We start from the raw sequence: 13,736 nt of genomic DNA, 5'->3' as shown, positions 1-13,736 counted from the left end.
CCACTTTCAGCGAGTAGCCGTGAACAGGCTAACGACTACTCCGGGAGCCGGAGTTCCAGGTCGGGGCGCGGCGTGACGCCGGTCAGGCCGATTCCGGCCAGGAGGGTCGCCACCGGGCCGTGGCCCGGGATCTGGGCCTCCGGGTCGATGTCGTGCCAGGGGGCCAGCACGAAGGCGCGCTGGTGGGCCCGCGGGTGCGGGAGGGTGAGGACGGGGTCGTCGGAGACCACCTCGGCGTACGACACGATGTCGACGTCGATCGTGCGCGGGCCCCAGCGCTCCTCGCGGACGCGGTCGAAGGCCTCTTCGATGGCGTGGCCGCGTTCGAGCAGGGAGGAGGGCGGCAGCGTGGTGCGGATCCGGACGACCGCGTTGAGGTACGAGGGCTGGGAGCCGGGTTCGACGCCCCACGGCTCGGTCTCGTAGACGGGGGAGACGGCCTTGACCCGCAGGCCGGGGGTGTCGCCGAGGGCGTCGATGGCGCCCTGGAGGGTCTCCAGCCGGTTGCCGAGGTTCGCGCCGAGCGCGATCACGGCCCATTTGGGGTTGGAGAGGGTGACGTCGGCCGCGTCCACGGCCTCGGTGACGGACGCGGGTACGGGCTGGACGGTGGGGTCGCTCTGGGCGCTCAGTCCGTTGTTCATGCGCGGCTCCGTGTGATCGTGATGGTCACGTCGTCGAAGGGGACGGTGATCGGCGCGTCCGGCTTGTGGACGACGACCTCCACCTGTGCCACCGCTTCGTGCTTGAGGCACTGCTGGGCGATCCGCTCGGCGAGGGTCTCGATCAGGTCCACGGGCTCGCCCTGGACCACGTCGACGACCTCCTCGGCGACGACCCCGTAGTGCACGGTCTTCGCCAGGTCGTCTCCGGCCGCCGCGGGGCGGGTGTCGAGGTGCAGCACGAGGTCGACGATGAAGGTCTGGCCCTCCTCGCGTTCCCTGGGGAAGACGCCGTGGTGCCCGCGAGCCTTGAGGCCGCGCAGTGCGACACGATCCACGCGAATCACTCCTGCTTTCGTAGGTACTTCCGGTCCGGGACTCCCCGAAACCATGGACCTGTGCCGAGTGCGGTCGGCGTCGTCCGCCTTCGAATTTACCTGCGAAATACCGGGGATCCCGCCCGAGGGGGTCAGTCGGTGTCCTGTTCGTCCTCTTCGTCTGACTCGGTCAGGACGGGAGAACCGTGGTGGGACCAGAGCCGCCAGCCCTCCGGTGTGCGTCGGAACACATTCGTGGCGACGACCAGCTGGCCCACGAGCGGGCCGAGCTCCCCGCCGTCCTCGGCGGGCCCGCCGCTGAGGATGTTCTCCGTACACGTCACCAGGGCGGTGTCGGCTATGACCGACACCTTGGTGTCCGTGAGGAAGAACTGGATGTACTCCGTGTGGGACATGATCAGCGCGTACGAGCGCAGCACCTCGCCGCGGCCCGACAGGACGGGCCAGCCCGGGTGCACGCAGGAGATCTCGTCCTCCAGCCAGAGCGCCGACAGTGCGTCGAAGTCCCCCCGCTCCATGGCCTCGTAGAAGGCCGTGTTGACCTCTTCGACCGCTTCGATGTCGGTTCTGCTCACTGGGCTCCTTCTGAGTGCGTGCGGCTCACAGAGCCCCTTCCACGGCGCGGGCCACCCGAACCGCGTCCGCGGTCGCCCGTACCTCGTGGACCCGTACGGCCCAGGCGCCCTGGTGGGCGGCGATGGCGGACACGGCGGCCGTGGCCGCGTCCCGCTCGCGGGCGGGCGGCGGGACGGCGCCGTCGCCGCCGGCCAGCACCCGGCCGAGGAAACGCTTCCGCGAGGCGGCCACCAGCAGCGGGAAGCCGAGGGCGCGCAGCTCGGGGAGGTGGGCCACCAGGGCCAGGTCGTGTTCGGCGTTCTTCGCGAAGCCGAGCCCCGGGTCGACGACGAGCCGCTCCGGGGCGATGCCGCCGGCGACGACCGCGTCGATGCGGGCGCGGAGTTCGGCGGTGACCTCGCCGAGGACGTCCGCGTAGACGGCGAGGCTGTTCATGTCGGCGCTGAAGCCGCGCCAGTGCATGACGACGAAGGGGACTTCGGCGGCGGCGACGGCCGGGATCATGTCGGGGTCGGCGAGTCCGCCGCTGACGTCGTTGACGAGCCGGGCGCCCGCGGCGACGGCCTGGGCGGCGACGGCCGCGCGCATGGTGTCGACGGAGACGGCGACGCCCTCGGAGGCGAGCCCGCGGACGACGGGGACGACCCGGCGCAGCTCTTCCTCCTCGTCGACGCGGGTGGCGCCGGGGCGGGTGGATTCGCCGCCGACATCGATGAGGTCGGCGCCCTGGGCGACGAGGTCGAGGCCGCGCTTGACGGCTGCGGTGGTGTCGAACCAGCGGCCGCCGTCGGAGAAGGAATCGGGGGTGACGTTGACGACGCCCATGACCGCGCAGCGGTCCAGGTCGGGCAGGCCTTCGACTTGGCCCCTGGGAGCCGGCCGGCGGTTGCTGTTCATGGGCTCCAGGGTAGAGCCCTGGCCCTTGCCCTGGCCGGGCGGAGGGCGGTGCGGCTGCGGCGCCGCTGCCGGGGCTCCGCCCCGGACCCCGCGCCTCAAACGCCGGCGGGGCTGGAAGTGCCGGCGGGACGGATCATCCAGCCCCGCCGGCATTTGAGGCGCGCTCCCGGCTCCGGTCGCGCGCCCGGCGGAGGGTCAGGCCGCCTGGACCTCGCGATCCACCTGGCCCGGCACAGCCGCCATGTCGTCGTTGTGCGTGCACGTACGCACCGGCTTGGGACGCCGGCGGCTCTCGAACAGCCGCGGCAGGGCCAGCGTCACGAAGCCCTCCGCCTGCATCACGGCGAAGCCGATGCGCGGCAGGTCGCGGCTGGTGCGGTAGACCATGAAGCGCGGCTCCCAGCGGGGCCGGAACTTCTCGTTGAACTTGTACAGCGACTCGATCTGGAACCAGCGCGAGAGGAAGACCAGCAGGCTGCGCCAGGCGCGCAGGACCGGGCCGGCGCCGATCTTCTCGCCGCGGGCCAGTGCCGCGCGGAACATCGCGAAGTTCAGGGAGACCTTCTCGATGCCCAGCTCGGGGGCCTGCTGGAGGGAGGCGACGATCAGCAGCTCGTTCATGCCCGGGTCGGCGGCGCGGTCGCGGCGCATCATCTCCAGCGACATGCCGTCCTTGCCCCACGGCACGAAGTGCTGGATGGCCTTGAGATCGCCGAAGGGGCTGGTGTCGCCCTCCTCCACGCGGTGCGCGGTCGCGATGATGCAGTCGCCGTCGCCGGGGTCGCCGACGCGGCCCAGGGCCATGGAGAACCCGCGCTCGGTGTCGGTGCCGCGCCAGGCCTCGGCCGCGCCGCGGACGGCCGCCAGCTCCTCGTCGCTCAGCTCGGCGACCCGGCGGACCTTGGTGGTGTAGCCGTTGCGCTCGATCCGCTTGACCATCTGGCGGACGTTTCGCATGGGGCGGCCGGACAGGGAGAAGTCTTTGACGTCGACGATCGCCTCGTCACCCAGCTCCAGGGCGTCGAGTCCGGTCTCGCGGGTCCAGACCTCGCCGCCGGTCTCGCTGCAGCCCACGACGGCCGGGGTCCACGAGTGGGCCTTGGCCTCGGCCATGAACCGCTCTATGGCGCCGGGCCAGGCCTCGACGTCGCCGATGGGGTCGCCGGAGGCGAGCATCACGCCGGAGACGACGCGGTAGGTGACGGCGGCCTTGCCGCTGGGGGAGAAGACGACGGCCTTGTCGCGGCGGAGCGCGAAGTGCCCGAGGGAGTCGCGGCCGCCGTGCCGGGCGAGGAGCTCGCGCAGCTTGGCCTCGTCGTCGACGGTGAGCCGGGCGGCCGGGTGCTCGGGACGGAAGGCGAGGTAGATGGTGGTGAGTGCGGTCAGCATGCCGAGGGCGCCGAGGGAGTAGCCGACGGTCCAGGACACCTTGCCGGAGTAGCTGACGGGGCCCTCGAAGCCGAAGAGGCCGACGACCACGTGCTTGAGCTGCTCGTACAGGCCCGGGTTGCCGACCACCCGGTTCGGGTGGACGTTGACGATGAGCAGGCCGAGGCCGATGGACCCGGCGCTCATCAGTACGAAGTTGGCGAGGGCCTTCCAGCGGCTGCGCGGGTCGGGCAGCGCCTTGAACTCGCCCTGGTGGCGTACCAGCAGGGCGAGGAGCACGGCCGCGATGACCACGCCGATCACCGAGTGCCGGTACATGAACTGCGCCACCGCGCCGGCCGGGAGCAGCACGACGGCGGCCCGCCAGGCGCGCCGCTTGTGCCGCTTGAGGCCGTGCGCGAGGAGCAGGAGCAGCACGCCCACGCTGAGGGACGCGGCTGCCGCGAACGGGCCGAAGGTGCCGGGCAGCAGCTCGGTGACCGCGTGGATCCGGCTGTGCCGGAAGCGCGGGAAGACGCCCGCCGCGATGTCGAGCAGGCCGACGAGCGTGACGGCCGTACCTACGAGGCCGGGAACGGCCTCCGGTCGGGGACCCCGGAGGATTCGCCCCGCCAGGGCCGGAACCTGTCCGGACTTATCGCCATCTATCCTGCTAGACATCGCTTCCCGTTGCTCCGCGAGAGATCATGTGGCCGGGGGCCGCGACAGCCTCCGGGGTGTGGTGCGTCCATTAGGACGACGGCGACGTGGAGCGGGTTCACTCTTCCGTCGGAAATTTCCAGTCCTGCCATCAGAAAGTCGACTGACTGCTCATGGGTCTCACCAGTAATACGGTTCTGGCGCTGGCCATCGTCGCCGGGGTGCTGCTCTTCGCGGCCACGGTCTGGTTCTGGCCGAAGCTCGCGGGCCGCGGCTGGCGCCCGGTCGCCGGCCGTATCGGGCTCCTGCTGGCGGCCCAGCTGGCGCTGTTCTCGGCTGTGGGGCTCGCGGCCAACAAGTCGTTCCTCTTCTACGGTTCCTGGGCCGACCTGTTCGGCCAGGAGACGTCCATGGGCAAGGTCGTCGACCACTCGATGAGCAGCAAGGACATCAAGGTCGTCGACAAGCAGAAGCTGGACGTGCCGGGTGGTGCCAAGCCCCAGGTCGGCGGACAGATCCTGAAGGTTGCCATAACCGGGCAGAAGTCGAAGATAACGAGCCCCGGCTACGTGTGGCTCCCTCCGGAGTACTTCCAGCCGCAGCACAAGAACGACAACTTCCCCGCCTCCGTGATCCTGACCGGCTACCCGGGCACGGCCGAGAACCTGATCAAAGGGCTCGACTACCCGATGAAGGCCTTCAGCCTGTCCAAGGCCGGGAAGATGAAGCCGATGATCCTGGTCATGCTGCGCCCCACCGTCGCGCCGCCGCGCGACACCGAGTGCGTGGACATCCCGGACGGGCCGCAGACCGAGACCTTCTTCGGAGTGGACCTGCCGCAGGCCATCACGGACACCTTCCGGGTCGGCAAGAAGCCGCAGAACATGGGCTTCATCGGCAACTCCACCGGCGGCTACTGCGCGCTGAAGATCGCCGCGCACTACCCGCAGACCTTCGGCGCGGCCGCCGGGCTCTCCGCGTACTACGAGGCACCGGACGACCCGACGACCGGTGACCTCTTCCACGGGGACGCCAAGCTGAAGAAGCGCGCGGACGTCCTGCACGCCATGGAGAGCAAGAAGCCGAGCGGTACGTCCTTCCTGGTCACCAGCAGCGAGAAGGGCGAGCCGAACCTCGGGGACACCAGGAAGTTCATCAAGAAGGTGCAGAGCCCGGACCGGGTCTCCTCGATCATCCTCGACAGCGGCGGCCACAACTTCAACACGTGGCGCCGCGAGATCCCGCCGATGCTGATGTGGATGAGCGACCGCATCCAGGCCTGATCATCGGCCCGGCTGCCGGCCCCGCCGATTCAGCCGAACGAAGCACCCGTGACCGGCCCCCAGGGGCCGGTCACTCTTTTGTGTGCCCTACGCGTCCCGGGTGCCCTACGCGTGCTGCGGTTCGGTCCGCCGCAGCGCCCGGTGGACGCCCTCCGGTGTCAGTACGCCGACCAGCGCGCCGGAGTCCGGGTCGGTGACCCCGATCCGGCCCGAGTCCTCCTGGAGCAGGGCCGCGAGGGCCTCGCGCAGCGACGCGCCCAGCTCCACCGCGGCGGGGAGCGGGGCGCCGTCCTCCGCGGGCGTCAGGTCGGCCTCCTCCACCACCGTGACCGAGAGCCGCTTCAGGCCCCGGTCGGCGCCGACGAAGGAGGCCACGGAGTCGGTGGCCGGCGCCCCGAGCACCGCCGCCGGGCGGGCGAACTGCTCGATGGTGCCCTGTCCGTAGACGGCGATGCGGTCGCCGAGCCGGATCGCCTCCTCCAGGTCGTGCGTGACGAGCAGGATCGTCTTGCGCACCGTGCGCTGGAGGGAAAGGAACTCGTTCTGCAGGCGCTCGCGCACCACCGGGTCCACCGCCCCGAACGGCTCGTCCATCAGCAGCACCGGCGGATCGGCGGCCAGGGCGCGGGCGACCCCCACGCGCTGGCGCTGCCCGCCCGACAGCTGCTCCGGGTAGCGGCCCCCGTACACGGCCGGATCCAGCCCCACCAGTTCGAGCAGTTCGGCGGCCCGCGCGCGGGCGGCGGCCTTCGGGGTGCCGAGGAGTCGGGGCACGGTCGCCGTGTTCTCCAGCACCGTCTTGTGGGGGAACAGTCCGACCTGCTGGATGACGTAGCCGATGCGGCGGCGCAGCTCGACGGGATCGGCCGCGGCGATGTCCTCGCCGTCGAGCAGGATCCGCCCCGAGGTGGGTTCGATCAGCCGGTTGACCATCTTCATCGTGGTCGTCTTGCCGCAGCCGGACGGGCCGACGAGCGTGACCAGCTCGCCCTCCGCCACCTCGAAGGACAGGTCCTCAACGGCTGTCGTCCCGTCGGGATAGCGCTTGGTGACGTGCTCGAATCGGATCACATCATCATCCTTCCCTACCGGGACCGCCGGTTTGTGAAGGGCGTGTTGCCCATGTGCGAAGGAATCCGGCCATTGACACCGGCGGGGGTTAGGGTCGGTCCCACGTACGTTCGACGACCGGGGGGTGAGGGGAATGGCGGGCCGGGGCTGCCTGGTGGCGAACGACTGGTTCTGCTGGGAGTACGTCTCCTCCCGTTCCCAGGAGCTCACCGACGCCACCCTCGAACACGTCTGGATCACCGGCGTGTCGGTCCTCATCGGCCTCGCCGTGTCGCTCCCGCTCGCCCTGCTGGCCCGCCGGGGCCGCCGCTGGGCCGCGCCCGTGCTCGGCCTCACCACCCTGCTCTACACGGTCCCCTCGCTCGCCATGTTCTCCCTGCTGCTGCCGCTCTTCGGGCTGTCGGCGGCGCTGGTGGTGACCGGGCTGGTGCTGTACTCGCTGACCATCCTGGTCCGGGGCGCGCTGGCCGGCCTGGAGGCCGTGCCCGAGGAGGTGCGGGAGGCCGCGCGCGGCATGGGGTACGGGCCCGGGCGGCTGCTGTGGCAGGTCGAACTGCCGCTCGCGCTGCCCGCCCTGTTCGCCGGGCTGCGGATCGCGACGGTGTCCACGGTGGCGCTGACCACCGTCGGCTCCATCGTCGGCAAGGGCGGCCTCGGCAACCTCATCGCCCCGGCGGTCAACAGCTCCTTCAAGGCCCAGGTGCTCACCGCCTCCCTGCTGTGCGTGCTGCTCGCCCTCGTGGCCGACCTGCTGCTGCTCGGCGTACAGCGGCTGCTCACGCCGTGGACCCGGGCCGGACGCCGACCCGCCGGCAAGGAGGCCTGACGTGCTGGGTGTGGTGGGGGAAGCCTGGAACTGGCTGGCGGACGGAGCCAACTGGGCGGGCGAGAGCGGTGTCCGGAACCGGCTCGTCGAGCACGTCTACGTCAGCGGGGTCGCCCTCGGCATCGCCTGTGCGCTGGCCCTGCCCGTCGGGCTGTGGCTCGGCCACCTCGGCAAGGGCGGCGCCCTCGCCGTGAACCTGTCGAACGTCGGGCGGGCCGTGCCCGTCTTCGCGGTGCTGGCCCTGTTCATGGTCTCGCCGCTGCGCAACGCCGGCTATCTCCCGACGATCGCCGCGCTCGTGCTCTTCGCCGTGCCGCCGCTGCTGACGAACGCGTACGTGGGCATGCGCGAGGTGGACCGCTCGGTGGTGGAGGCCGCCCGCGGCATGGGCATGTCCGGTGCCCAGCTCTTCTTCCGCGTGGAACTGCCCCTCGCCCGGAGGCTGGTGATGACCGGGCTGCGCTCGGGAGCGGTGCAGGTCGTCGCCACGGCCACGATCGCGGCGATGGTCGGCCAGGGCGGCCTCGGCCGGATCATCACGGCCGGCTTCAACACCTACAACACCGCACAGGTCGTCGCGGGCGCCCTGCTCGTGGCGGCGCTCGCCCTGCTGGTGGAGGGGGCCCTGGTGGCCGCGGAGCGGCTGCTGCCGCGGACGGGCCCGCGCTGACCCCCTTACGAGCCCGTACGCAGCCCGAACGGGCCCCGTACGGAACCACGTCTCCTTCCCACGTCTCTTTCCCACGCCCCGAACGGAGTTCCCCATGAGCAAGACCACACGCGTCGCCGGCGCGTCCCTGGGCGCCCTCGCGCTGGCGGTGTCGCTGGCCGCGTGCGGCGGCGACAGCCTGGAGAAGAGCAAGGAGGGCGCAGCCTCCGCCTCCTCCCCGGCCGACGGCGGTGGCGGCAAGGGGGCGCTGGTGATCGGCGCCGCCGGGTTCACCGAGTCCAACGTGCTGGCCGAGCTGTACGCGCAGGTCCTCAAGGACGCCGGCTACAGCACCTCGATAAAGACGGTCAACAACCGCGAGCTGTACGAGCCGTCGCTGGAGAAGGGCGAGATCGACGTCGTCCCGGAGTACGCGGCCACGCTCGCCGAGTTCCTCAACGCCAAGGTGAACGGCCCGAAGGCGCCGGAGGAGAAGCCGGTCGCCTCCAGTGACGTCGCGGCGACCGTGGCGGGCCTGGACAAGCTCGCCGGCCCCCTCGGGCTGAAGGCGCTGCCGGCGGGCTCGGCGGTCGACCAGAACGCCTTCGCGGTGACCAAGGAATTCGCCGAGAAGAACAACCTCAAGACGCTTTCCGATCTTGGGAAGTCCGGCCTCAAGGTGAAGATCGCGGCGGGCGACGAATGCGCCGTCCGCCCCTTCTGCGCACCCGGGTTGACCAAGACATACGGAATTCAGGTTTCCGGTATCGACCCGAAGGGCGTCGGCACCCCGCAGGCCAAGCAGGCCGTCAAGGACGGCGCCGACCAGCTGGTGCTCACCACGACCACCGACGCCACGCTCGACGGCTTCGGGCTGGTCCTGCTGGAGGACGACAAGAAGCTCCAGAACGCCGACAACGTGCTGCCCGTGGTCAACGCCAAGGACGCCGGAGCCCCGGAGATCGCGGCCGCGCTCGACAAGTTGACCAAGGCCCTCACGACCGCCGACCTCGTCGACCTGAACCGCAAGGTCGACGCGGAGCGCGCCAAGCCGGCGGACGTGGCGAAGGCCTATCTGCAGTCCAAGGGCCTCGTGAAGTAGCGGAACAGGCAACAGTCACACGGTTTGCGGCGGAAATGACGGGTAACCGCCTGGGAACAGTTTCCCGGGCGGGTACTCCAATCGAGGGCCACGCCCTGTAAATTTCAGGCCATGCCCCGTGGACGTCACCGCAATCCCGAACCCCTGCACCGGCTGCTCACGCCCACGTCCGTCGCCGGTGTGTCCGTCGCCGGCGCCGGCGTCGCCTGGCTGCTCGCGGAGCCGCTGGCGCTGAGACTCCTCGTGGCCCTCACGGCGGGCGCCGGAGTGGCCGGGGCCGTCGTCATGCGGGCCTGGGACCGCGCGGCCGGCCGCCGCGTCGCGGAACTCGCCCGCGAGCGGGTCAAGGACGAGTGGAAGACGGAAGAGCGGATAGCCGAGCTCGAATCCGACCTCGAAGAGGCCCGGGTGCTGCGAGCCAGGCTCGAAGCCAAGCTGCGCGCCAAGCGCGTCGAACTCGCGGGGCTGCGCGGGGAGCACGCCGCGTTGCTGCGCCGGTACGCGACCGCCGAGACCGAGCGCGCCAGCGCCCTGGAGGGCCGTCGGCTGCTCGCGATCGAGGCCGCCGAGGCGGGCCCGGCGCCCGCGCCGAAGGAGCTGCCGCCGGTCACCGAGGAGCGCACCTCGGCGGGCGCGCCCACCGCGGTCGGCTACGCCCGGGCCCACGCGGCCATGCTCGCGCTCGCCGACAAGAAGCCCTCCGGGCCGGAGCCCGAGCCCGACCCCGAGCCGAAGAAGCAGGCCCGCCCGGAGCTGCCCGCCGCCGAGACCCACGCCCGCCCGGCCGCCCTGCCCGCCCGCCGCCCCGCGGCGGCGGTGGCCCCGTACGCCTCCCGGCAGCAGCGCCCGGCCTCCCGGGTCGAGGGCGGCTTCGACTTCTTCGGTACGAAGAACGCCGCGCAGGCCCGCGCGGCCATCGAGGCGGTCCAGAACGAGGACCTGGCGGACGTGGTCGGCGCCGAGGCCCTCGCCGTCCACGACGCGGAGACCGCGCAGCCCTCCGCCGAGGCCCCCGCCGGGCAGGCGGCCGACCGGACCGATTCCGCGGCCGGCGAGGTCATCGACCTGACGGCCCACGACGAGACGGAGCCGATCGACGTGGTCCGCCTCCGTACCGCCATCTCCTAGGCCGCTAGCGGGACAGCGAGTCGAACCAGCGGCTCACCTGCGGGGCCGAGCGCATCGCCGTCGTGACGTGGTCCGCGTCCGGACCCTGGTCGACGACGCGGGCCCGAACCCCGTGGCGGGCCAGGTCCGCGGCGCAGGCACGGCTGTTCGCGATCGGCACGTCGGTGTCGGCGCTGCCCGTGTAGAGGCGCACCGGCGCGGCCGGCTTCCAGTCGCACGCGCCGTCGTTCGCCGCGAGGGCCGCACGCAGTTCCCCGCGCGGGGCGCGGACGTTCTCGTACCACTCCGGGGTGAGCAGCTCCTGCGGTGTCGCGGGCAGTGCTCCGACGATCTCCTCCTCGTGGTGGCTCCCGTCGAACAGACTTTCCACAGCCTGTGCATAAGGTGCGCGGAAGACCTCGGCCGGGTCCTTGTAGAGCGGGTGCAGCCGGTTCTGCGCGGTGAGGAAGTACGAGAGGTAGAAGACGGCGGTGCGCGGCGCGACCCGGCCGTCGGTGATGCCGGGGAGCTCGGAGCCGCTCAGGTCGTAGGGCCCGGCCATCGGGGCCAGCGCCCGCAGCCGGAAGCCGCTGCCGGGCCGGGACAGCTCGCGGCCCAGGGCCATCGCCACCTGGCCGCCCTGCGAGAAGCCGGTGGCGTACACGTCCCGGGTGAGGGGGCGGCCCAGCCGGTCCCCGGCGGTGCGGGCGGCCCGCAGCATGTCCACGGAGGCGGTGACCGAGGAGGCGGTGTCCACGTACGGGTGCGGGCCCGGCCCGCCGCCGAGGCCCAGGTAGTCGGGGGCCGCCACGGCCCGGCCGGCCGCGGCGTGCAGGTACGGGGTGAGCCGGTTGTAGCCGGCCCCGCCGGACGGGGCGTCGTCCTTGTGGGCGGTGGTGCCGTGGGTGTCGGAGACCAGGTCGAGGCGGCGCGGGCCGCCCTGCGGCAGGACGAGCAGACCGGTGGCCGTGGTCGGGCGGCCCTGGGGGTCGACGGTGGAGTAGGTGAGCCGGTACGCGCTGATCCCGTGGCGGACGGTGCCCGCGTCCATGCCGAAGCCTGAGATGTACGCGGTGACGCCCGCGCGGTCCAGGTCGCCGACCGGGGTGACGGAGAGCAGGGCCCCGCGCTGCGCGGCGCCCTGGGACGCGGCCGTGGGCACGGCCAGGGCGGCGGGGGCGGCGATCCCGCCGAGTACGGCCGCGAGGGCCACGGCCGCGGCCCCGCGCCGCAGCCACCGCTTCGGTATCCGTGTGTTCGTCATGACGGGAACGCTACGGAGGGCCCGCGCGCACCGACATCCGGTCGCCACCCGCCCGTCGAGGGGGGTAAACCCCCCTACCCGCGTTCAGAACAGCGGGAGTTGCCCCGGGTGCTCGGGCAGCACGAAGCCGTCGAGCACCGGGGCCGAGGCGCCCAGGACCACCCGGGCCCGGGATCCCGGGCAGGACACCATGTCGCCGCGGCTCCGCCCGGCCGGAGGGTCGTGGCGGGCGATCCGGCCGGCGGTGACGGCGCAGTCGCGGCCGCAGGTCGGGCAGGCCCGGCGGGGAGAGTGGGACATGGGACCAAGTCTGCCCTGCCGCACCGACATCGGCCGGCCGCACCGACCGGCCGCCACCGACATGGGCCCGCCGCACCGGCTCCGCCGCACCGACCGGCCGCCACCGACATGGGCCCGTCGCGCCGGCTCCGCCGCACCCGAGGACGTCAGCCCTGGCGGGAGGCCAGCCACTCCTCGTGGGCCCGCTGCACCCCCGCCCACAGCTCCTCCCGGTCGGCCGCGGACAGCTCGCCGAGCTCCAGCCCGAAGACACCCGACAGCGCGTCGAACAGCTCCTCGGGGCCGCCCAGTTCCCGCTCGACGGGCCCCTTCTCCGGGTCGACGCGGCTCAGCACCCGCCCCCGCAGCAGGTCGATGCCCGTGGCGTCGCGGCGCAGCGCCGCGAAGGTCCGTACGAAGGGGGAGTCCTGGGCGGTCGAGAGCCGCAGGTGCTCGGCGTCGAAGTCGGCCATGGTCGCAGGGGCGGACAGGAAGGTCATGACGGGGAACGGGCCACCGGGGTTGTGGTACGTCCAGCCCGGCTCGGGACCGTCGAGCGGCTCCATGCGGTAGCCGAACCCGCCCTGCTCGTACGTGCCTTCGCGCAGCGGCAGCGGCTCGTACGGGCCGTCGCCCAGCCCGGCGTCGACGAAGAAGGCCTCGCCGTCGACGCGTACGGTCAGCGCGAGGTGGTTGCCGTTGGCCTTCCGTGCGGCGGGGTCCTCGTCCACCCCGCCGACGTGCAGGGTGACGTCGTACCCGAGCGATGCCAGGAGGGCGGCGAAACCGCCGTTGAGGTGGAAGCAGTAGCCGCCCCGCCCGGCGCCGAAGCGGACCGCCGACAGCTCGGGGTCGATGGCGGGCGGCCTGCCGAGCTGGATGTCGATGTTCTCGTACGCGACGCGTTCGAGGTGGGCGCGCTGGAGGGCGAACAGCCCTTCGACGGACGGGACATGGGGCTCGGTGATGCCGAGTCGCCGCAAGTACCCCGTGAATATGCCGGTGGTGGTGGTCATTTCCTCACCTTACGTCCGGGCACCGTCACGACCGGGATGCGAGCCACGCGGCGTGTGCTCGACCCACCCGGTCCCACAGCACCGCCCGGTCCGCCGGGATCAGGTCGTCGAGTCGGCGCCCGAAGACGCCGCCGATGACGTCGAAGAGCTCCTCCTCCCCGCCGAGTTCCCTCTCGGTCTTGCCCTTCGCGGCGTCGATGCGGGTCAGGACCCGGCCGCGCAGCAGGTCCGCGCCCTCGGCGTCCCGCCGGTACATCACGAAGGTGCGGACGAAGGGGGAGTCCTCGGCCGTGGACAGCCAGGCGTGCCGCTCCTCGAAGTCGGCCGTCGTCGCGGGCGCGTCGCGGAAGTTGACCCGGGGGGCGTGCATGTCGGGGCTGAGCAGGCTCCAGCCCGGACCCTCCCCCCGTCAGGGATGCGGCCGGCTCTTCGCCTGCACGCGGTGCGGACACGAGGACGACGCCGACCACAACGCCTCGATGGAGATCGAGGCCCGAGCCCGCCGGACGGGTGGCTCGGACATCAACAGCACGCGCAGCATCCCCAGGATGCGAGTCCCGGCCACCGGCCAGAGGCGGATGCGTGAAGCCCCAAGCCCGCTCGCGCGGGCTGAAGGGAATCGCCCCCCGTCACGGGGC

The 13,736-nt window shown here is 72.2% G+C and carries 15 protein-coding genes; 5 read left to right on the top strand and 10 right to left on the bottom strand.

Going from position 1 to position 13,736, the window contains the following annotated elements; genetic code table 11:
• Positions 1-35 precede the first annotated feature (35 nt).
• The 5 genes from folK to ACFYYJ_RS00300 form a co-directional block, all read right to left on the bottom strand.
• A complete protein-coding gene (folK, locus tag ACFYYJ_RS00320) occupies positions 36-644 on the bottom strand; it encodes a 2-amino-4-hydroxy-6-hydroxymethyldihydropteridine diphosphokinase (protein WP_385126636.1) in 609 nt (202 codons plus the stop codon).
• Positions 641-1,000 (bottom strand): dihydroneopterin aldolase, encoded by a 360-nt coding sequence (gene folB, locus ACFYYJ_RS00315; protein ID WP_030010912.1) that lies wholly within the window; start codon positions 998-1,000, stop codon positions 641-643. The genes folK and folB overlap by 4 nt, the downstream gene beginning before the upstream one ends.
• Before the next feature lie 131 nt (positions 1,001-1,131).
• Entirely contained in the window at positions 1,132-1,575 is a 444-nt protein-coding gene (locus tag ACFYYJ_RS00310) for a nuclear transport factor 2 family protein (protein WP_385366781.1), read from the bottom strand.
• A gap of 25 nt (positions 1,576-1,600) precedes the next feature.
• The gene (folP, locus tag ACFYYJ_RS00305) at positions 1,601-2,401 is read right to left on the bottom strand and encodes a dihydropteroate synthase (protein ID WP_389128036.1); all 801 of its coding nucleotides are present in this window, start codon (positions 2,399-2,401) and stop codon (positions 1,601-1,603) included.
• Positions 2,402-2,668: 267 nt separating this feature from the next.
• Positions 2,669-4,522 (bottom strand): phosphatidylglycerol lysyltransferase domain-containing protein, encoded by a 1,854-nt coding sequence (locus ACFYYJ_RS00300; protein ID WP_385130553.1) that lies wholly within the window; start codon positions 4,520-4,522, stop codon positions 2,669-2,671.
• A 152-nt stretch (positions 4,523-4,674) separates the two neighbouring features.
• Between ACFYYJ_RS00300 and ACFYYJ_RS00295 the strand changes: the two genes are divergently transcribed.
• Entirely contained in the window at positions 4,675-5,784 is a 1,110-nt protein-coding gene (locus ACFYYJ_RS00295) for an alpha/beta hydrolase (protein WP_385130557.1), read from the top strand.
• A gap of 105 nt (positions 5,785-5,889) precedes the next feature.
• On the opposite strand, the gene ACFYYJ_RS00290 is transcribed toward ACFYYJ_RS00295, so the two are convergent.
• The gene (locus tag ACFYYJ_RS00290; RefSeq protein WP_385130559.1) at positions 5,890-6,855 is read right to left on the bottom strand and encodes an ABC transporter ATP-binding protein; all 966 of its coding nucleotides are present in this window, start codon (positions 6,853-6,855) and stop codon (positions 5,890-5,892) included.
• A 133-nt stretch (positions 6,856-6,988) separates the two neighbouring features.
• On the opposite strand from ACFYYJ_RS00290, the gene ACFYYJ_RS00285 reads away from it, so the two are divergent.
• From ACFYYJ_RS00285 to ACFYYJ_RS00270, 4 genes are all read left to right on the top strand, one after another.
• Entirely contained in the window at positions 6,989-7,681 is a 693-nt protein-coding gene (locus ACFYYJ_RS00285; protein WP_384582257.1) for an ABC transporter permease, read from the top strand.
• A 4-nt stretch (positions 7,682-7,685) separates the two neighbouring features.
• On the top strand, positions 7,686-8,351 hold the full coding sequence (locus ACFYYJ_RS00280) for an ABC transporter permease (protein ID WP_385130617.1): 666 nt from the start codon (positions 7,686-7,688) through the stop codon (positions 8,349-8,351).
• A 94-nt stretch (positions 8,352-8,445) separates the two neighbouring features.
• Positions 8,446-9,432, top strand: a complete 987-nt coding sequence (locus tag ACFYYJ_RS00275; protein ID WP_385130562.1) for an ABC transporter substrate-binding protein — start codon at positions 8,446-8,448, stop codon at positions 9,430-9,432.
• A gap of 111 nt (positions 9,433-9,543) precedes the next feature.
• Complete coding sequence (locus tag ACFYYJ_RS00270; protein ID WP_389127420.1) at positions 9,544-10,560, top strand: hypothetical protein; 1,017 nt, start codon at positions 9,544-9,546, stop codon at positions 10,558-10,560.
• A gap of 4 nt (positions 10,561-10,564) precedes the next feature.
• Here ACFYYJ_RS00270 and ACFYYJ_RS00265 read toward each other — a convergent pair whose 3' ends face one another.
• The 4 genes from ACFYYJ_RS00265 to ACFYYJ_RS00250 form a co-directional block, all read right to left on the bottom strand.
• Positions 10,565-11,803 carry an alpha/beta hydrolase gene (locus ACFYYJ_RS00265; protein WP_385366359.1) on the bottom strand — a complete coding sequence of 413 codons (1,239 nt, stop codon included), beginning with the start codon at positions 11,801-11,803 and terminating at the stop codon, positions 10,565-10,567.
• 84 nt (positions 11,804-11,887) lie between these two features.
• Entirely contained in the window at positions 11,888-12,103 is a 216-nt protein-coding gene (locus ACFYYJ_RS00260) for a hypothetical protein (protein WP_385130571.1), read from the bottom strand.
• A 146-nt stretch (positions 12,104-12,249) separates the two neighbouring features.
• Positions 12,250-13,098, bottom strand: coding sequence for an arylamine N-acetyltransferase (locus ACFYYJ_RS00255; RefSeq protein WP_389127418.1), 849 nt, complete (start codon positions 13,096-13,098; stop codon positions 12,250-12,252).
• A 25-nt stretch (positions 13,099-13,123) separates the two neighbouring features.
• The gene (locus ACFYYJ_RS00250; RefSeq protein ID WP_389127417.1) at positions 13,124-13,468 is read right to left on the bottom strand and encodes an arylamine N-acetyltransferase; all 345 of its coding nucleotides are present in this window, start codon (positions 13,466-13,468) and stop codon (positions 13,124-13,126) included.
• Positions 13,469-13,736 lie beyond the last annotated feature (268 nt).

The sequence above is a fragment of the Streptomyces sp. NPDC002467 genome (genome assembly GCF_042889825.1).
Classification (GTDB): domain Bacteria; phylum Actinomycetota; class Actinomycetes; order Streptomycetales; family Streptomycetaceae; genus Streptomyces.
This window is presented reverse-complemented; position numbering and strand designations above follow the sequence as displayed.

Coding starts and splice junctions, on each gene's coding strand:
- folK (WP_385126636.1), bottom strand. CDS start 644: ATGAACAACGGACTGAGCGCCCAGAGCGACCCCACCGTCCAGCCCGTA.
- folP (WP_389128036.1), bottom strand. CDS start 2,401: ATGGGCGTCGTCAACGTCACCCCCGATTCCTTCTCCGACGGCGGCCGC.
- ACFYYJ_RS00300 (WP_385130553.1), bottom strand. CDS start 4,522: ATGTCTAGCAGGATAGATGGCGATAAGTCCGGACAGGTTCCGGCCCTG.
- ACFYYJ_RS00295 (WP_385130557.1), top strand. CDS start 4,675: ATGGGTCTCACCAGTAATACGGTTCTGGCGCTGGCCATCGTCGCCGGG.
- ACFYYJ_RS00285 (WP_384582257.1), top strand. CDS start 6,989: ATGGCGGGCCGGGGCTGCCTGGTGGCGAACGACTGGTTCTGCTGGGAG.
- ACFYYJ_RS00275 (WP_385130562.1), top strand. CDS start 8,446: ATGAGCAAGACCACACGCGTCGCCGGCGCGTCCCTGGGCGCCCTCGCG.
- ACFYYJ_RS00270 (WP_389127420.1), top strand. CDS start 9,544: ATGCCCCGTGGACGTCACCGCAATCCCGAACCCCTGCACCGGCTGCTC.
- ACFYYJ_RS00265 (WP_385366359.1), bottom strand. CDS start 11,803: ATGACGAACACACGGATACCGAAGCGGTGGCTGCGGCGCGGGGCCGCG.
- ACFYYJ_RS00260 (WP_385130571.1), bottom strand. CDS start 12,103: ATGTCCCACTCTCCCCGCCGGGCCTGCCCGACCTGCGGCCGCGACTGC.
- ACFYYJ_RS00255 (WP_389127418.1), bottom strand. CDS start 13,098: ATGACCACCACCACCGGCATATTCACGGGGTACTTGCGGCGACTCGGC.
- ACFYYJ_RS00250 (WP_389127417.1), bottom strand. CDS start 13,468: ATGCACGCCCCCCGGGTCAACTTCCGCGACGCGCCCGCGACGACGGCC.